We start from the raw sequence: 18,639 nt of genomic DNA, 5'->3' as shown, positions 1-18,639 counted from the left end.
CGATCGCCCCCGGGTGCGCGGATACTGCCGCGCCCTCGGGCCGTCGGGCTACCTCCGCCCCTAGAGCCGCCCGTCCCCCGAGGCGCGTGCCACGGGTCGGGTCATGGGGTGACCACCTCATGTGACCTGTTGCGCGGCGACCGCCCCCGGGGGCCGCGGTGACGGCTCGGAACGGCCCCGGCCACCGCCTTCCCCTCTTCCGGGGACGGCGGGAGCGGGGGCCCGGACCCCCTGGGGCGCAGGGGAAACCGCGTGCGCGGCGGGGGCGGAGAGAGGGTCGCGCAAACCGTGAGGCTGGTCACTTTCGGCCCGGGGTGACGGGTCAAACACCCTGTTCCACCGGAGGCGCACGGGACCACGACCTAGGATGAGACGACACGCGAGGGCGAGACCGCGCAGGTGTGCCGGGAAAGCGGAGGTTGTGTCATGGGCCAGAGCCAGGAGTACAGCGACTACGGGGACAAACTCCTTCCCCCCGGACTGACCTACGACGACGTCCTCCTGGTCCCGGCCTACTCCGATCTCCAGCCGGGCGAGGTCGACACCACCACCCGCCTGTCCCGCAACCTCACGCTGCGGATCCCGCTGCTGTCCGCGGCGATGGACACCGTCACCGAGGCCCGCATGGCCGTGGCGATGGCCCGCCAGGGCGGCGCGGGCGTCCTGCACCGCAATCTCTCCGTCGAGGACCAGGCCAGCCAGGTCGACCTGGTCAAGCGCTCCGAGGCGGGCATGGTCACCGACCCGGTCACCTGTCAGCCCGAGGACACCCTCGCCGAGGTCGAGCGCCTGTGCGCCCACTACCGGATCTCCGGCGTGCCCGTCACCGACGGCGCCGGGATCCTGGTCGGCATCGTCACCAACCGGGACATGCGCTTCGAGAGCGACCGGAGCCGCCTGGTCCGCGACGTGATGACCACGGAGAACCTGGTCACCGCCCCCGTGGGCGTCAGCCGCGAGCAGGCCTTCGACCTGCTGCGCAGGCACAAGGTCGAGAAGCTGCCGCTGGTCGACGGCCAGAACCGGCTGCGCGGCCTGATCACCGTCAAGGACTTCATCAAGAGCGAGCAGTACCCCGACGCCACCAAGGACGCCGACGGCCGCCTCGTCGTCGGCGGCGCCGTGGGCGTGGGCGCCGAGGCCGAGGAGCGCGCCAAGCGGCTCGTGGAGGCCGGTGTCGACTTCATCGTCGTGGACACCGCCCACGGCCACTCCTCGGGGCTCGCGGACATGATCGCCAAGCTCAAGGCCAACTCGCGCGCCGACATCGTCGCGGGCAACGTCGCCACCCGCGCCGGGGCGCAGCTGCTCATCGACGCCGGGGCCGACGCCGTGAAGGTCGGTGTGGGCCCGGGCTCCATCTGCACCACGCGGGTCGTGGCCGGTGTGGGCGCCCCGCAGCTCACCGCCATCCTGGAGGCCGCCAGGGCGTGCGGCCCGGCGGGCGTCCCGCTCATCGCCGACGGCGGACTCCAGTACTCCGGTGAGATCGCCAAGGCCATCGCGGCCGGGGCCAGCACCGTGATGCTCGGCAGCCTGCTCGCGGGCGTGGAGGAGAGCCCCGGCGAGCTGATCTTCATCAACGGCAAGCAGTTCAAGGCCTACCGGGGCATGGGCTCGCTCGGCGCCATGCGCGGCCGCTCCTTCTCCAAGGACCGCTACGCGCAGGCCGACGTGGCCAGCGAGGACAAGCTGGTCCCCGAGGGCATCGAGGGCCAGGTGCCCTTCCGCGGCCCGCTCCAGGCGGTCGCCCACCAGCTCGTCGGCGGTCTGCACCAGTCCATGTGGTACGCCGGGACCCGTACGCTGACCGAGCTGCGCGAGCGCGGTCAGCTGATGCGCATCACCAGCGCCGGTCTGCGCGAGAGCCACCCGCACGACATCAAGATGACGGTCGAGGCGCCCAACTACAACGCCCGCTGACGCGGCGGCCGGGCGGCCCGGCGCCGCCCCCCTCCGGGGTCGATAGACTCACGGCGGCAGGAAACGCGCCGGTAGACCGTCCGGCGAGGCACGTCAGAGGGGATCGAAACGTTGGCTCAGGTGGAGATCGGGCTGGGCAAGAACGGACGCCGGGCCTACGAGCTCGACGAGATCGGGATCGTGCCTGCCCGGCGGACGCGGGACCCGGAGGAGGTGTCCATCGCCTGGCAGATCGACGCCTACCGGTTCGAGACCCCGCTCGTGGTCAGCCCCATGGACAGCGTGGCCTCGCCCCGGACCGTCGTGGCCGTGGGCGAGCAGGGCGGCCTCGGCGTGCTCGACCTCGAAGGGCTCTGGACCCGCTACGAGGACCCGGATCCGCTGCTCCAGGAGATCCGTGAGCTCGACGACGTCGCCGCCACCCAGCGGCTCCAGGAGATCTACGCGGCACCGATCCAGGAGGAGCTGATCGGCCGCCGGATCGAGGAGATCCGCGACGCGGGCCTGGTCACCGCCGCCCGGCTGTCGCCGCAGCGCACCGCCCAGTACCACAAGGCGGTCGTCGACGCGGGCGTGGACATCTTCGTGATCCGCGGCACCACGGTGTCGGCCGAGCACGTGTCCGGCCGCGCCGAACCGCTCAACCTCAAGCAGTTCATCCACGAGCTGGACGTGCCGGTCGTGGTCGGCGGCTGCGCCACCTACACGGCGGCGCTGCACCTGATGCGCACCGGCGCCGCGGGCGTGCTGGTCGGCTTCGGCGGCGGCTCGGGCCACACCACCCGCTCCGTGCTGGGCGTGGCCGTGCCGATGGCCAGCGCCATCGGCGACGTGGCCGCGGCCCGCCGCGACTACCTGGACGAGTCCGGCGGCCGGTACGTGCACGTCATCGCCGACGGCGGCATGACCGGCAGCGGCGACATCGCCAAGGCCCTGGCCTGCGGTGCCGACGCCGTCATGGTGGGCTCCCCGCTCGCGCGCGCCACCGAGGCGCCCGGCGGCGGCTACCACTGGGGCAGCGAGGCGCACCACAGCGAGCTGCCGCGCGGCGAGCGCCTCCACGTCGGCACGATCGGCGACCTGAAGTCGATCCTGCACGGCCCGGCCTCCACCAGCGACGGTTCCATGAACCTGATGGGTGCTCTTCGTCGCACGATGGCCACCTCCGGCTACACCGACCTCAAGGAGTTCCAGCGGGTCGAGGTCGTGGTCAACCCGCATTAGCGGGGTGCGTTCGCCCAGGACACGGACCTGAAAGGGCCGCGCCGGCCCCAGCCGGCGCGGCCCTTGGCGTGTGCGGCCCCATCGCGCGGCGGCTCCCCGTGCCCGAGGGCGCCGGGCACGAGGGGTCGCCGGTCGCGTACTTTGGTTCCGGCGTGATGTGGAATTGACGTTTCCTTGACGATGTGGAGAGCCCATGGGTGAACGACGCACGTCCGGGGCCGAGGGGCGCCGGAGTCGTGGCCCGCTGGTCGCCGTCTGCGTGACGCTGACGGTGTGCCTGCTGCTGACCGGTGGAGTGGTCGTCCTGGTCAACCGGATCTCCGACGCGTTCAACGAGTGGTCGCCGCCCAGTGCCTCGGGCGTCGAGCCGCCGGCGGGCACGATCCAGACCCCGCCCCACGACGAGCTCACCGGCCCGCCGGAGCCCGCGGACGTGGCCCCGGAGGAGGGCGACCCCGCACCCGAGGAGGCGGGCGCCGACGAGCGCCAGTCCCCCGCCGTCCCGGAGTCGCGCCCCAGCGCCGAGTGGCTCGACCAGGTGTCGGAGGCGACCGGGATCCCGCGCCGGGCCCTGGAGGGGTACGCGGGCGCGCAGCTGGTGGTCGCCCGGGACCAGCCCTCCTGCCAGCTGTCCTGGCCCACCCTGGCCGGGATCGGCTACATCGAGTCGCACCACGGCACCTACGCCGGGGGAGAGATCGGCGACGACGGCAACACGACCGTCGACATCATCGGCATCCCGCTGGACGGCACCAACCGGACCCGGGCCATCCCGGACACCGACGGCGGCCGGTACGACGGCGACACCGAGTGGGACCGGGCGATCGGCCCGATGCAGTTCATTCCGCACACCTGGGAGCGCTGGGGCGACTCCCCGTCCGGTGGCGACCCCGACCCGCACAACATCGACGACGCCGCGCTCGCCGCGGCCCGGTACCTGTGCGCGGAGGGCCGCGACCTGACCGTCGCGGCCGACTGGGAGGCGGCGATCCTGGAGTACAACCGCTCCGACGAGTACGTCGCCGACGTCCTGGCCTACGCGCACGCCTACGCCGACGCGGCCTGACCCGGCCTCCTGTTCTGGTGATCCGACCCGGCGGTCGTTCCCCGCGGGCGGGCCGTCCCCGGCCCGCCCGCGGGGGCGCCGCGCGCCCTGCCCGCCGACAGCCGCCGCCCTCCTCGCCCCGGCCCCGCCGAGGAGGTGAAACGCCTCCCGTCCCCGGCCCGCCCCAGCCGAACTCCCCGTGACACGCCGGTGCCGGACACCCGGTGTGATCATCGCCCCCGGTTAGCCTGGGGCCCTCTCGGATGGACGCGGGCCCGGGGCGGGTATGCGCCTGGGAGGAGACCCATCGAGACGGAGGAGACGGATGACTACCACCTGGCTGGGACCGAAGGGGCGCGCCGAGACGCTCGCGTCGATGGCCGACGAGGAACTGGACGTCCTCGTGGTCGGGGGAGGCATCGTCGGGGCGGGCATCGCCCTGGACGCGGTCTCGCGCGGACTGTCCACGGCGCTGGTCGAGGCGCGCGACTTCGCGTCGGGCACCTCCAGCCGCTCCAGCAAGCTCATCCACGGCGGCCTGCGCTACCTGGAGCAGTTCGACTTCGAGCTCGTCCGCGAGGCGCTCCACGAACGCGGCCTGCTCCTCACCACCATCGCCCCGCACCTGGTACGCCCGGTGCCCTTCCTGTTCCCGTTCGCCCACCACTGGGAGCGCGCCTACATCGGCGCGGGCGTCACCCTCTACGACGCCCTCGCCATGAGCTCGCGCAACAACCGCGGGCTGCCCACGCACCGCCACCTGACCAGGTCCGGGGCGCTGCGGGTCTTCCCCGCGCTCAAGCGCAGCGCCCTCGCCGGGGCCATCCAGTACTGGGACTGCCAGGTGGACGACGCCCGCCTGGTCATCAGCGTGCTGCGCACCGCCGCCGGGCTGGGGGCCAAGATCGCCTCCCGCGCCCAGGCGGTCGGGTTCCTGCGCGAGGGCGAGCACGTCGTCGGCGCCACCGTCGCCGACCTGGAGGGCGGCGGCGAGCGGCGCGTCCGGGCCCGCCAGGTGGTCAACGCCGCCGGGGTGTGGACGGACGACATCCAGGAGATGGTCGGCGGACGGGGCCAGATCCACGTCAGCGCGTCCAAGGGCATCCACCTCGTGGTGCCGCGCGACCGCATCCAGGCCTCCTCCGGGATGATCCTGCGGACCGAGAAGAGCGTCCTGTTCGTCATCCCGTGGGGCCGCCACTGGATCATCGGCACCACCGACACCGCGTGGGACCTGGACAAGGAGAACCCCGCGGCGAGCCGGGCCGACATCGACTACGTCCTCGACCACGTCAACCAGGTCCTGCGCACGCCCCTGGGCCGGGACGACGTCGAGGGCGTGTACGCGGGGCTGCGCCCGCTGCTGACGGGGGAGTCGGAGGAGACCTCCAAGCTCTCCCGCGAGCACACGGTGGCCCACCCCGTGCCCGGCCTGGTCCTCATCGCCGGGGGCAAGTACACGACCTACCGCGTGATGGCCAAGGACGCGGTGGACGCGGTCGCGCACGGCCTGGGCAACGGGATCCCGGCCTCGGTCACCGACCGGCTGCCCCTGGTGGGCGCGGACGGCTACTGGGCGCTGTACAACCAGCGCCACCGGCTGGCCCGGGACTCGGGGCTGCACGTCTCCCGTGTCACCCACCTGCTGCGCCGCTACGGCGCCTCGGTCCACGACCTGCTCGACCTGGTCCGGGAGCGCCCCGACCTGGGCCGACCGCTCGCGCACGCCGAGGACTACCTGCGCGCCGAGATCGTCTACGCGGCCGAGGCCGAGGGGGCCCGCCACCTGGAGGACGTCCTGTCCCGGCGCACCCGGATCTCCTTCGAGACCTGGGACCGGGGCATCGCCGCCGCCGAGGAGGCGGCCGAACTGCTCGCCGGTCCGCTGGAGTGGAGCGAGGAGCAGGTCGGGCGGGAGGTCGAGTACTACCGCAAGGGGATCGAGGCCGAGCGCGCGGCGCAGGAGCAGGACACCGACCAGGAGGCGGACGCGATCCAGCACGGCGCCCCGGAGATCGTCCCGGAGGCCAGCATCACGCGGCCCTGAGCGCGCGGCGCACCCGGGGGAACGCCGCCGGGTGCGCCGCCCGCGTTCGAGGCGCCGCGCCGCCCGACGACCCGTCCGGGCCCGTGCGGTCGGCGCCGAGCCGCCGTACCGCCGCACGGTCGGGCCTCCGGCGGTCGCGCCTCCACGGGCCGGGCCGCCGGGGACCGGCCGCCCGCCGTCCTCAGGAGAGCTGTCCGACGACCGGTTCCAGCTCGCCCCTGAGCCACTCCAGCCCGATGGGCGCGGGGGAGTTCAGCGCGTTGGCGAAGGCCAGGTCGGCGTAGTACACGGTCGAGGCCTCGACCGCGGGCAGCTTCTGGAAGAGGGGGTCTTCGGCCAGCCTGTCGCGGTCCTCCCCGGTCGGGGCCCACACCATGAGCACGTCGGCGTCGAGTTCCTCGGCGCGCTCCAGCGGCAGCGGATCGCCCGTCTGGGTGTTGTCCTGGTTGTCGGCGGGCCGCAGCCCGAACAGTTCGAGCACCGAGCCGTTGCCGAAGGCGTACTGCCCCGGGTCGGCGCGCACCCACTGGTAGGTTCTGGAACCGATGTCGGGCACCTGCCCGCCGACCTCGGCGAACGCCGCGCTGATGCCGGTGATCAGCTCCTCTGCCTCCTCCTCCCTGCGCAGCGCCTGGGCGGTGGTGCGCAGGCGCGCGTCCCAGTCCACGTTGAGGGCCCCGGAGTCCGGGGCGACCGTCGGCGCGATGGCGTTGAGCCGCTCGAACGCGGTCGCGTCCGGAACCTGGTAGGTCTGGGCCAGGATCAGGTCGGGCTCCACCGAGGCGATGGCTTCGAGGTTGGGTCCGCCGTCGGCCGAGACCAGACCGGGGTCGGCGATCCCGGCCAGCTCCTCGGCCAGCCAGGGGGTGGCGGCCTCCAGGGTCTCGGGGTCGGCGGCGACGGCGACCGGCGTCACGCCCAGGGAGATGGCCTCGTCCGCCGCGGCGAAGCCCAGGGCCAGGACCCGGCTCGGGCTCTCCTCGACCGTGACCCCGCCGTGCCGGGTCTGGACGGTCACGGGGTAGCCGTCGGCGCCGGGGGAGGACCGCTGGTCGGCCTCCCCGGCCCCGGTTCCGCATCCGGTCACGGCGACGGCCAGCGCGATCGCCGCCACGGCCAGGCGCCTCCCGCGGCCGACCGCCGCGCGCTCTCGTGCAATCCTCACTTACGCACACCTCTCACTCGCCGCGAAGCGCTGCTCCGCGCCGCACGGCGGACACGGGGGAGCCGTAGGGGCTCCCGCGCCACGCGCGGTTAAGGGAAGCCTTACCTTATTCTCCTTTGGCGGGAGGGCGCCACACCGCCCTCCCCGCAGCGGCGTCCGGACGCGGGACGGGGCGCCGTCGTGGACCGGCGACGCCCCCCGAGCAGGTCCCCGCGCGCCCCCGGGCGGGTCCCCGCGCGGGCCCGTCGCCCCGTGGGCCCGAGGGCCCGCTACGCTCGGTCGCATGTGGCGATTCGTACGCAAACCAGCCAGGGTGCCGCGTCGGGGCGCCGACATCGGGGCGCACCTGGTACCGGAGGCCTTCGGAGTCGACCCGGTCCTGAGGACCGCGTGCGAGGCCGTCCGCGAGGGCGACCTCGAAGCCGGCACCCCCCTGCTCGTGGAGAGCCGGGAGGACCCCGAGACCCGCGTGCTGCGGGTCGAGGCGCTCGCCAGGGCCGCCGCCGACCTGCCCGAGGAGATCGTCGGGCTCATGGCGGCCGGCGCCGACGGGGCCGACACCATGCTCTGGCTGGGCCACACGCTGCTGGCCCGCGCCCTGGTCCGGCCCTCCGGCGGGACCCGGGCCGACGAGAAGGCCGCCTCCGCCGCCCTGCACGAGGCGGGGGAGGCCCTGGAGGCCGCCGCGCGTCTGCGCCCCGACGACGCGGCGCCCTGGGCCGGGCTCCAGACCGCCGCGATGGGCCTGGGCGCGGACCGGGAGGAGAAGGACCGGATCTGGCGTGAGATCACCGCCCGCGCGCCCCACCTGTTCCCCGCCCACACGGTCCGCACACGCACCCTGTCGGCCGCCCGGGGCGGCAGCACCGAGGAGATGTTCGCGTTCGCGGGAGCCGCCGCCGACACCGCGCCCGCGGGCAGCCCCCTGCCGTCCGTGCTCGCCCTCGCCCACGCCGAGCACGTGCGCGCGGAGCAGAAGCGCCTGCTCGCCGAGGGCAACGCCCCCTACATCGTGGACATGGCCCTGGGCCGCCTGCACGGGGAGTCGGTCCAGGAGCTGTTCGAGCTCGCGCGGGCGTGGGCCGCCGGGGCGGTGCCGCACCCGCGCGACGCCCAGGCCCACCACCTGTTCGGATGGGCCTTCCACCGTGCCGGGATGGCGCAGGCGGCGCACTGGCACCTGACCGCCGTGGGAACCGTGCGGTGCGACGTGCCCTGGTCCTTCTTCGGCCCCGCCCACACCGAACTGATCCGGGCGATGGCCGAACTCGGGGTCGATCCGGGCCGGGAAACCCAGGGGCCGGCGGCGACCTGAGTACCGCTACTCAGGTGCGGGCGGCGCACAGCGGGCAGTCTGTGGGCATGAACCACCGCTCTCCCGCCTCCACCCCCGCCCCCGTCTCGCGCACGGTCCTGCTCGCCGTGGCCGCGGCCCTCGCCGCCGTGGCCCTGGCCCACCTGGCCGGGTGGGGCGTCGCCCACGCCATGGACGCGGCCCACACGGCGCCCGACGCCAACATCGGCGCCGGGATGGCCCTGCTGCTCCTGCCCTTCCCCCTCGCCCCGGTCATGGCCTGGCCGCTGCTCCGGGCCGTCCGCCTGCCCCGTCCCGGCATCACGGCGCTGGTCTGCGCCCCCGTGTACCTGGTGCTGGCCGTCGTGGTGTGGACCCTGTGGCCCGGCGCGGCCGACCGGGTGCCGCAGACCTCGTTCCTGCACCCCGTGCTCGAATCCACGTGGAGCCTGGTCGCCGCCAACGCGCTCATCCTCGCGGTCACGCTGGTCGCCGCGGCGCTGGTCGTCCGCGGCCGGTCCGCCCGCGCGGTCCGCTCCTGAGGGCGTACGTGCCCCGGTGCCCGAAAAGCCCTCGCCAGGGCTGCGGGGGCTCGGCCACAATGCACGGGTGCTACTGACGATCACGACCACGGCGAATCCGGCGACGGACCTCGGTTTCCTGTTGCACAAGCACCCCGACAGGGCGCAGAGCTTCGAGCAGTCCTTCGGCACCGCCCACGTCTTCTACCCCGAGGCCACCGAGCAGCGCTGCACCGCCGCGCTGATGCTCGACGTCGACGCGCAGGCGCTGCTGCGCACGCGCACGTCGGTGAGCACGCCCGACTTCGCACTGGCCCAGTACGTCAACGACCGCCCCTACGCGACGTCGTCGCTGTTCACGGTGGCGCTGGGGCGGGTCATGCGCTCCGCGCTGCGGGGGGACTGCGAGCAGCGCCCCGAGCTGGCGCGCACGCCGATCCCGCTGGAGCTGCGCATGCCCGCGGTGCCCTGCCGGGGCGGCGCCGAGCGCGTGCGGTCGCTGTTCGAGCCCCTGGGGTGGGCGGTGGAGGCCGAACCGGTCCCGCTCGACCCCGGGCTGCCCGGATGGGGCGACTCCCACTACCTGTCGCTCACCCTCACCGGCACCGTCCGGCTGTCCGAGGCGCTCAGCCACCTGTACGTGCTGCTTCCGGTCCTGGACGGCGACAAGCACTACTGGGTGGACCGCAGCGAGGTGGACAAGCTGCTGCGGGCCGGTGGGCTCGCCGCCGGTGACACCGGGACCGGTGCTGCTGGTGAGCCCGCTGACAGCGGCGGAACCGACGGGCCCGCCGAGACCGGCTGGCTCGCCGGGCACCCCGAACGCTCCTGGATCGTCCGCCGCTACCTCAACCGCCGCGACGGCTACGTGCGGACCGCGCTGGCCCGCCTGGCCGAGGCCGACGACCTGACCGAGGACGGGGAGGGCGACGACCCCGGGATCGAAGAGGCCTCCGCGGCGCCGCCCCCGGAGGAGCGCGCCCCCGGCCTGGCCGAACAGCGGGCCGGGGCGGTCATGGCGGTGCTGGCCGCCGAGAAGGCCACCAGCGTCATCGACCTGGGCTGCGGCGCCGGGCAGCTGCTCACCCGCCTGGTGCGCGACCGCTCCCTGGAGCGCGTCACCGGCGTGGACGTCAGCGTCGTCAGCCTCGAACGCGCCCACCGCAGGGTGTGCGGGGGCTGCGGCCCGGGCGGGCGCGACCGCCACCGGCCCCTGTTCCCCGACACCGTCGCGGCGCGCGACCGCGGGGACGCGGGCCGCGGGCCGGAGCTGCTCGTCGGCTCGCTCGTCTACCGCGACAAGCGGTTCGAGGGCTACGACGCCGCCGTCCTCATGGAGGTGGTCGAGCACATCGACCCCTCGCGCCTGCCCGCGATGGAGGAGAGCGTGTTCGGCTCCGCCCGGCCCCGCGTCGTCGTGGTCACCACGCCCAACGCCGAGTACAACACCCACTACGAGGGGCTGGAGGAGGGCGCCCTCCGGCACAGCGACCACCGCTTCGAGTGGACGCGCGCCGAGTTCACCCTGTGGGCGGACGGGGTCGCCGACAAGCACGGCTACCGCGTCCGCTACCTGCCGGTTGGGCCCGGACACCCCGACACCGGCGCACCGACCCAGATGGGAGTCTTCGTCCGATGAGTACGACCGAGAGGGACGGGGCCGCCGAGCCGCGCGTGCTCGGCGTGCCCGAGATGGGGCTCGTCGTGCTGGTCGGGGTCTCCGGTTCCGGCAAGTCCACCTTCGCCGCCCGGCACTTCGCGCCCACGCAGGTGATCAGCTCCGACTACTGCCGCGGCCTGGTCAGCGACGACGAGAACGACCAGGCCGCCACCGCCGACGCGTTCTCGCTCCTGCACACCGTCGTGGACATCCGGCTGCGCCGGGGCCTGCTCGCCGTGGTCGACGCCACCAACGTGCAGAGCAGGGCCCGCCAGGAACTCGTGCGCATCGCCAAGGACAACAACGTGCTGTCCACGGCCATCGTGCTCGACGTCCCCGAGGCCCTGGCCCGGGAGCGCAACCGGGACCGGCCCGACCGCGACTTCGGCGACCACGTCATCCGCCGCCAGCGGCGCGACCTGCGCCAGAGCCTGCGGCACATGCGCAGGGAGGGCTTTCGCAAGGTGCACGTGCTCCAGGGGCCCGAGGAGACCGACGCCGCCGTCATCGAACTGGAGCGCGCCTGGCCCGACCGCAGGGAGCTCACCGGCCCCTTCGACATCGTCGGCGACGTGCACGGCTGCCGCGAGGAACTGGAGGAGCTGCTGGGCGCGCTCGGCTACGAGCTGACCCGCGACGACCTCGGGCGCCCGGTCGGCGCCCGCCACCCGCTGGGGCGCACGGCGGTGTTCGTCGGCGACCTCGTGGACCGGGGCCCCGACAGCCCCGGCGTCCTGCGCCTGGTGATGGGCATGGTCGCCGACGGCGACGCCCTCTGCGTGCCCGGCAACCACGAGAACAAGCTCGTCCGGGTGCTCAAGGGCGGCAAGGCCCGGCTCACGCACGGCCTCGCCGAGACCATGGAACAGCTGGGACGCGAGAGCGAGGAGTTCCGGAGGCGCGTGCTGGACTTCTGCGACGGGCTGGTCAGCCACCTCGTCCTGGACGGGGGCGCGCTGGTCGTCGCGCACGCCGGGCTCAAGGAGGAGTACCACGGGCGGGCCTCCGGCCGGGTGCGCTCCTTCGCCCTGTACGGCCAGACCACCGGCGAGACCGACGAGTACGGGCTCCCGGTGCGGCTGCCGTGGGCGCGCGAGTACCGAGGCCGGGCCGCCGTGGTCTACGGGCACACGCCCATGGTCAAGGCCGAGTGGGTCAACAACACCCTCTGCCTGGACACCGGCTGCGTGTTCGGCGGCAGGCTCACCGCGCTGCGCTACCCCGAGCGCGAGATCGTCGACGTGCGGGCGCGCCGCACCTGGTACGAGCCCGCCCGGCCGCTGACGGACACGGCGGACGGGGAACCCGCCACGCGTCCCGACGCCGCCGTGGACGTCACCGACATCGGCGCCAGCGACACCCGCACGGGCATGTCCGTGGAGACCGAGCACGGCCTGGTGCGCGTCGACGGAGGCAGCACCCTGGCCGCGCTGGAGGTCATGAGCAGGTTCGCGGTGGACCCGCGCTGGCTGCTCTACCTATCGCCGACCATGGCGCCCGCGCCGACCTCGGCCGAGCCCGGGCTGCTGGAGCACCCGAACGAGGCCTTCGCCTCCTTCCGGGGCTCGGGGATCGGCGAGGTCGTGTGCGAGGAGAAGCACATGGGGTCGCGGGCCGTGGCCGTGCTGTGCCGGGACGCCGACGCCGCCGAACGCCGGTTCGTGCCCGGCGAGCTGGGCACCGTGTACACCCGGACCGGACGGCCCTTCTTCTCCGACCCGGCCCTCCAGGCGCGGGTCGTGGACCAGCTGCGGCAGGCGGTCACCGACGCCGGGCTGTGGGACCGGCTGGGCACCGACTGGGTCGCCCTGGACGGGGAGATGCTGCCGTGGTCGGCCAAGGCCCGGACGCTGATCCGCGAGCAGTACGCGTCGGTGGGCGCCGCCGCCCGCGCGGCCCTGCCCGCCGCCGGGATCGCGCTCGCCGCCGCGGCCGGGCGCGGTGTGCCCGTGGACGGGCTGATCGAGGGGGTCGCGCGCCGGACGGAGCAGGTGGAGGAGTTCAGCCGGGTCTACCGGCGCTACTCCTGGGACACCGACGGCACCGCCGGGCTCCGGTACGCGCCGTTCACGGTGCTGGCCTCCGAGGGGCGCGAGTACGGGGACGCCGACCACCTGTGGCACATGGCGGTCGCCGAACGGCTCGCCGAGGCCAGCGGGCTGGTCCACCCCACCCGCTACCGGGTCGTGGACACCACCGACCCGAGCGCGTGCGCCTCGGCCGCCGACTGGTGGACCGGGATGGTCTCCACCGGCGGCGAGGGGATGGTGGTCAAACCCCTGCTGGGCGCCCGCGCCACGGGCCGCAAGGGCCTGGCGCAGCCCGGGCTGAAGGTGCGCGGGCCCGAGTACCTGCGCATCGTCTACGGGCCCGACTACACCGACCCCGAGCGGATGGCGGTCCTGAAGGACCGCAACGTGGGCCGCAAGAGCGGGCTGGCCATGCGCGAGCACAAGCTGGGCCTGGAGGCGCTGGCCCGCCACGCCCGGCGCGAACCGCTGTGGCGCGTGCACGAGCCGGTGTTCGCGGTGCTGGCCCTGGAGTCGGTCCCGGTCGACCCCCGGCTGTAGCGGGCGGGGCGGCGGTCGCGCGGCGCTGACGTCGCGCGACCGCCGCCCTCGGTCCGCCCCTTCGGAGGATCCGACGAGACGCGGGCGCCGCCGGACCGGTCCGATCCCACCAACGGCGTTCCGATTCGCCTCCTTTTCACGCCCTCTCTTTCGGTCGGACATCCGCAGGGGCCATGATGTGCACGCCCGTCAACCCCCACTCCCCTCCGGAGAAGATGTGTCCCCCAACCGACCCGGACGCCTGGTCGCGTCCACGTCCGCCGCGGCGGCGGTGCTCCTGGGCCTCGGGCTCACGTCCGCGCCGTCCGCCCTCGCCGACACCGCCACCCCGGTGGTCAGCGAGGTCTACGGCGGAGGCGGCAACAGCGGCGCGGACCTGCGCCACGACTTCGTCGAACTGGGCAACCCCACCGGCGAGGCGTTCTCCCTCGACGGCTGGAGCGTGCAGTACCTGCCCGCCAACCCCAGGCCCGCCACCCAGGTGCAGGTCACGGCACTGAACGGCGAGATCGGCGCGGACGGGCGCTACCTCGTGCGCCAGGCGGCGGGCGCCGGGGGCAGCACCGACCTCCCCGCCCCCGACGCCACCGGCGGCACCAACATGTCCGCCACCTCCGGCACGGTCCTGCTCGTGCGGGGCACCGACCCCGTCACCTGCCGGACCGCCGCGGAGTGCACCGCGGACGCGTCCGTCGCCGACCTCGTCGGCTACGGGGACGCCGTCGTCCACGAGGGCGCGCCCGCGCCCCGGCTGGGCAACACCACGTCCGCCTCGCGCGACGACGCCCTCACCGACACCGGCGACAACGCGGCGGACTTCACGGCCGCGGCCCCCTCGCCCACCAACGCCGCGGGCCAGACACCCGGCGGGGGCGGCGCCGACCCCGAGGAGCCCGTCGAGCCCGGCGACCTGCGCGTCCACGACGTCCAGGGCGCCACCCGCACCTCCCCCTACGCCGGACAGCAGGTCACGGGCCTGCCCGGCGTGGTCACGGCGGTCAACCCCTTCGGTAGCGGGCGGGGGTTCTGGTTCCAGGACACCGAGGGCGACGGCGACCCGCGCACCAGCGAGGGGCTGTTCGTCTTCACCGGGTCCACCACCCCGGACGTGGCCGTCGGCGACGAGGTCCTGGTCGCCGGACGGGTCAGCGAGTACAGTCCCGCCTCCGGTGCGCAGACCATCACCCAGCTCGACCAGGCCCGCTGGACCGTCCTGTCCTCGGGCCACCCCGTGCCCGACCCGGTCCTGCTCGACGAGGACGCCGTCCCCGAGGCGTACGCGCCCGAACCCGGCGGCGACGTCTCCGCGCTCGACCTGGAGCCCTCGGAGTACGCCCTGGACTTCTGGGCCGCGCACGAGCACATGCTCGCCCGTGTGGAGGACGCGCCCGTCGTCGGCGCCACCGACGACTACTCCGCGCTCTGGGTGACCACCAAGCCCGGACAGAACCCCACCGTCAACGGCGGCACCCGCTACGGCTCCTACGACGACCCCAACTCCGGACGGATCAAGGTCGAGTCGCTGCTGGACCGCGACCAGCACCCCTTCCCCGAGGCCGACGTGGGCGACACCCTCGCCGGGGTCACCGAGGGACCCCTCTACTACAGCCGGTTCGGCGGCTACCTCATCCGCGCCACCGCCCTGGGCGAGCACGTGCGGGGCGACCTGGAGCGCACCGCCGTCCGCGACGCGCGGCGCCACGAGGTCAGCGTCGCCACCTACAACGTCGAGAACCTCGGCGGGCGCGACGACCAGGCCAGGTACGACGCGCTGGCGACCGGGATCGTCGAGTCCCTGAACTCGCCCGACATCATCGGTCTGGAGGAGATCCAGGACAACACCGGCCCGACCGACGACGGCGTCGTGGACGCCGACGTCACCCTGGACCGGCTGGTGGAGGCCGTGGAGGCGCACGGCGGCCCCGCCTACGAGTGGCGGCAGATCAACCCCGAGGACAAGCAGGACGGCGGCCAGCCCGGCGGCAACATCCGCAACGCGTTCCTGTTCGACCCCGAGCGCGTGCAGTTCGTCGACCGCGAGGGCGGCGACGCGACCACCGCCGTGGAGGTCGTGGAGGGCGGGCGCGGCGCCGAGCTGTCGGTGTCCCCGGGCCGGATCAGTCCGCGGGACGGGGCCTGGGACTCCAGCCGCAAGCCGCTGGTCGGCCACTTCCGCGCCCTGAACCGGGACGTCTACGTGGTCACCAACCACTTCAACTCCAAGGGCGGGGACGAGTCCCTGCACGGCGTCCACCAGCCGCCGCGGCGCACCAGCGAGGCCCAGCGCCACGCCCAGGCCGCACTCGTGCGCGACTTCGCCGAGGAGCTGCTGGCCGTGGACCCCGAGGCCAACCTGGTGGTCATGGGCGACCTGAACGACTTCCAGTTCTCCCGGACCCTGGAGATCCTCACCGCCGACGGGCCGCTGCACAACCCGATGACGGACCTGCCCGTGGAGGAGCGCTACAACTACGTCTTCGACGGCAACTCCCAGGCGCTGGACCACATCCTGGTCAACCAGGCGCTCGCGGGCCGGGTCGAGTACGGCATCGCGCGGATCAACTCCGAGTTCTCCGACCAGGTCAGCGACCATGACCCCCAGGTGCTGTGGCTGGACACCCGCCGCGGCACCCCGCCCGGGCGCCCCTGATCCCGCCCGGCTCCCGGCGCGCCCCCGCGCCGGGAGCCGGCTCCCCCGTGGCGCGGAGGCGACCGCCCCCGGCCGCCTCCGCGTTTCTTTCCGGGTCGAACCCTCAGCGCACGTCCCGGCGGCTCAGCACCGTCGCGGAGAGCACCCACAGGGCGAGGGTGGTCGCCGCGGCCGCCAGCACGACGGAGAACGCCGTCGGCAGGTCGAGGGCCCCCGCGTCGGAGACGGCCGTGCTGCCCAGGCTCAGCGACGTGGTGACCAGCGACTGCGGCAGGAGGTAGGAGACCGCCCCGCCCTCCCCGGAGTAGAGGAGGCCGACCCCGGCGACGCAGCCCAGGAGGCCCAGGGCGACGGGCGCGGCGAAGGAGCGGACCAGCATCGACAGCAGGGACTGCAGCGCGGCGACCGGCAGCGCGGCGACGACGCCCAGCAGGGCGGCGGCCGCGCTGTGCCAGGGCAGCCAGCCGTCCAGGCCCAGGACGAGCTTCCCGCTCAGCACCACCAGCCCCAGCAGCACGGACTGCATCGTCACGACCACCAGGGCGAGCGAGGCGAGCTTGGCGCCGACGACCGAGAACGCCCGCGCGGGGGTGGCCATCAACAGGTTCCAGTTGTGGCCCCGGTGCTCCATGCGCCACGCGGCCGACGCCGCCACCGCGACCCCCATCGACATGAACACCATGCCGTAGAAGAGCACCACCTGGGACCAGTAGGACGCCCACCCGGAGGAGAGCGCCTCCACGTTGCCCGCGTAGTTCACCGTCCCCGTGATGACCGCGAGCAGCGGCAGCACCACGGCCACGATCCACAGGGCCGAGCGGCGCAGCTTGGCGAGTTCGGCGAGGACCATCCCCATCACGCCTCCGTCCGGTCGAAGCGGTGGCTGGCCACGGCGAACAGGGCGGCCACGAGCACCAGGAACGCGGCCAGCCAGCCGTATCCGGGCGTGATCGCGACGAAGCCGTCGTCGCTCATCCCCAGCGGGGAGACGACCGCGTAGTAGCCCCAGGGCAGCGCGCGCGCCAGGGCCGGGGGCATCAGCAGGGTGAACACCCCGCAGAACGAGCCGAGCAGCCCGAGCGCCAGCCCGACGAGCTGGTTCTCCACCCGGGCGGCCAGCAGCACGTGCAGGCACAGCATCGCCAGGTCCACCAGGAGCAGGCCGAAGGCGTACCAGACCCACATCCCGACGCGCGGCTCCACGGTGATCCCCGCGGCCAGGCCCGCCGTGAAGACCAGGGCGGTCTGGACGGCCACCGCGACCGCCAGCAGCAGGCCCAGCACCGCGACCTTGGCCCGGCACAGCCGCCCCGGACCGAACCCGGCCACCTGCGACAGCGTCCAGCCCCGGCCCTGGTGCTCGATGTCGACCTGCCTGCTGGCCAGCACCGAGACCAGGAGGGGCGAGGTCATGGCCGCGATCATGACGTAGCTCATGAGCAGGCCCTCCCACGGCTGGGCGGCCGGATCGCCGAAGCCCTCCCGTGCGGAGTCCGACATCAGGTTCATGCAGGACAGGCCCACGACGGCGGCCGCCATGACCGCGCAGACCACCACGACCCGGAGCCTGCGCGCCTTGCGCAGTTCGAGTCCCACCGCCGTCGGGATCACAGCAGCCCCTCACGGCCGGTGAGGTCCATGAAGACCTCCTCCAGGGACTGCTGGACGCGCCGCACCCCGTGGACCGGTACGTCGCCCTCGACGAGGCGCCGCACGAGCGCGGCGGTGTCCTCGTCGCCGAACCCGGACAGGCGCACGCCCCGCTCCGCGCGCACGGCGGGGATGCCCAGGGCCAGGGCCCGGCCGGGTTCGGGGGTGTCCACGAGCAGGTCCGGCACGCTGCGGTGGAACAGCTCGGTCCGGGTGCCCTGGAAGACCAGCTTCCCGCGGCCCAGGATGCCCAGCACCGAGGCCATCCTGTCGATCTCGTCGAGCAGGTGGCTGGAGACCATGACCGTGACGCCCTCCCCGGCCAGCGTCACCAGCAGCTCGCGGATCTCCTCGATGCCCGCGGGGTCCAGGCCGTTGGTGGGCTCGTCGAGGATGAGCAGGCGCGGCTCCCGCGCCAGGGCCATCGCGATGCCCAGGCGCTGCTTCATCCCCAGCGAGTACGCGCGGACGAGCTTGCCCATGTGCTCCTGGAGGCGCACGGTGGCGACCGCGCGGGAGACCTGCCGGTCGCTGAGGCCGAGCATCCGCTGGACGATCGCCATGTTCTCCCGCCCGGTCAGGTGGGCGTAGCCGGGAGGCGCCTCGATGAGGGAGCCGATCTCCCGCAGCAGGGCGGGGCGCGTGTCCCGGTTCATCGGCTGCCCGAAGACGGTGATCTCGCCCCGGGTCGGCCGGGCCAGCGACAGCAGCATCTTCATGGTGGTGGACTTGCCCGAGCCGTTGGGGCCCAGGAAGCCGTAGACGCAGCCCGGCGGCACCCGCAGGTCGAGGTCGTCGACGACGGTGCGCGCACCGTAGGCCTTCGTCAGGTGGTGGGTGGTGATGACGTGGTCCATGGAACTCCTTCCGCCGAGGAGTCTGCGGTGCCG

General features: G+C 74.0%; 13 protein-coding genes. 9 read left to right on the top strand and 4 right to left on the bottom strand.

Annotated elements, in window-relative coordinates:
- The first annotated feature begins 426 nt into the window (after positions 1 to 426).
- The 4 genes from guaB to glpD all read left to right on the top strand — a co-directional run bounded on the left by guaB (position 427) and on the right by glpD (position 6,239).
- Entirely contained in the window at positions 427 to 1,923 is a 1,497-nt protein-coding gene (guaB, locus tag EV372_RS06345) for an IMP dehydrogenase (protein WP_130395235.1), read from the top strand.
- Positions 1,924 to 2,043: 120 nt separating this feature from the next.
- A complete protein-coding gene (locus EV372_RS06340) occupies positions 2,044 to 3,147 on the top strand; it encodes a GuaB3 family IMP dehydrogenase-related protein (RefSeq protein ID WP_130398789.1) in 1,104 nt (367 codons plus the stop codon).
- A gap of 193 nt (positions 3,148 to 3,340) precedes the next feature.
- The gene (locus tag EV372_RS06335; RefSeq protein WP_130395234.1) at positions 3,341 to 4,213 is read left to right on the top strand and encodes a lytic transglycosylase domain-containing protein; all 873 of its coding nucleotides are present in this window, start codon (positions 3,341 to 3,343) and stop codon (positions 4,211 to 4,213) included.
- Positions 4,214 to 4,517: 304 nt separating this feature from the next.
- Positions 4,518 to 6,239, top strand: coding sequence for a glycerol-3-phosphate dehydrogenase (gene glpD / locus EV372_RS06330; RefSeq protein WP_130395233.1), 1,722 nt, complete (start codon positions 4,518 to 4,520; stop codon positions 6,237 to 6,239).
- 181 nt (positions 6,240 to 6,420) lie between these two features.
- Here the strand turns inward: glpD and EV372_RS06325 are convergent, their stop codons facing one another.
- Positions 6,421 to 7,404: an ABC transporter substrate-binding protein gene (locus EV372_RS06325; protein WP_130395232.1), complete on the bottom strand. Its 984-nt coding sequence runs from the start codon at positions 7,402 to 7,404 to the stop codon at positions 6,421 to 6,423.
- A gap of 283 nt (positions 7,405 to 7,687) precedes the next feature.
- On the opposite strand from EV372_RS06325, the gene EV372_RS06320 reads away from it, so the two are divergent.
- From EV372_RS06320 to EV372_RS06300, 5 genes are all read left to right on the top strand, one after another.
- On the top strand, positions 7,688 to 8,719 hold the full coding sequence (locus EV372_RS06320; protein ID WP_165435967.1) for a hypothetical protein: 1,032 nt from the start codon (positions 7,688 to 7,690) through the stop codon (positions 8,717 to 8,719).
- A gap of 47 nt (positions 8,720 to 8,766) precedes the next feature.
- Positions 8,767 to 9,240: a transporter gene (locus tag EV372_RS06315; RefSeq protein WP_130395231.1), complete on the top strand. Its 474-nt coding sequence runs from the start codon at positions 8,767 to 8,769 to the stop codon at positions 9,238 to 9,240.
- A 67-nt stretch (positions 9,241 to 9,307) separates the two neighbouring features.
- Positions 9,308 to 10,858, top strand: a complete 1,551-nt coding sequence (locus EV372_RS06310) for a 3' terminal RNA ribose 2'-O-methyltransferase Hen1 (RefSeq protein ID WP_130395230.1) — start codon at positions 9,308 to 9,310, stop codon at positions 10,856 to 10,858.
- Positions 10,855 to 13,449 carry a polynucleotide kinase-phosphatase gene (locus EV372_RS06305; protein WP_130395229.1) on the top strand — a complete coding sequence of 865 codons (2,595 nt, stop codon included), beginning with the start codon at positions 10,855 to 10,857 and terminating at the stop codon, positions 13,447 to 13,449. The genes EV372_RS06310 and EV372_RS06305 overlap by 4 nt, the downstream gene beginning before the upstream one ends.
- A 217-nt stretch (positions 13,450 to 13,666) precedes the next feature.
- On the top strand, positions 13,667 to 16,099 hold the full coding sequence (locus EV372_RS06300; protein WP_130395228.1) for an endonuclease/exonuclease/phosphatase family protein: 2,433 nt from the start codon (positions 13,667 to 13,669) through the stop codon (positions 16,097 to 16,099).
- Positions 16,100 to 16,202: 103 nt separating this feature from the next.
- Here EV372_RS06300 and EV372_RS06295 read toward each other — a convergent pair whose 3' ends face one another.
- Genes EV372_RS06295 through EV372_RS06285 form a run of 3 tightly spaced genes read right to left on the bottom strand, consistent with a single transcriptional unit; the run spans position 16,203 to position 18,606 of the window.
- Entirely contained in the window at positions 16,203 to 16,955 is a 753-nt protein-coding gene (locus tag EV372_RS06295; RefSeq protein WP_130395227.1) for an ABC transporter permease, read from the bottom strand.
- The gene (locus tag EV372_RS06290; RefSeq protein WP_130395226.1) at positions 16,955 to 17,710 is read right to left on the bottom strand and encodes an ABC transporter permease; all 756 of its coding nucleotides are present in this window, start codon (positions 17,708 to 17,710) and stop codon (positions 16,955 to 16,957) included. Before EV372_RS06290 ends, EV372_RS06295 begins: the two co-directional genes overlap by 1 nt.
- Positions 17,707 to 18,606, bottom strand: a complete 900-nt coding sequence (locus EV372_RS06285; RefSeq protein ID WP_130395225.1) for an ABC transporter ATP-binding protein — start codon at positions 18,604 to 18,606, stop codon at positions 17,707 to 17,709. The genes EV372_RS06290 and EV372_RS06285 overlap by 4 nt, the downstream gene beginning before the upstream one ends.
- Positions 18,607 to 18,639 lie beyond the last annotated feature (33 nt).

Source organism: Nocardiopsis sp. CNZ308 (assembly GCF_004217075.1).
The sequence above is the reverse complement of the archived record's forward strand: the minus strand, read 5'-3'. Positions and strand labels throughout refer to the sequence as shown.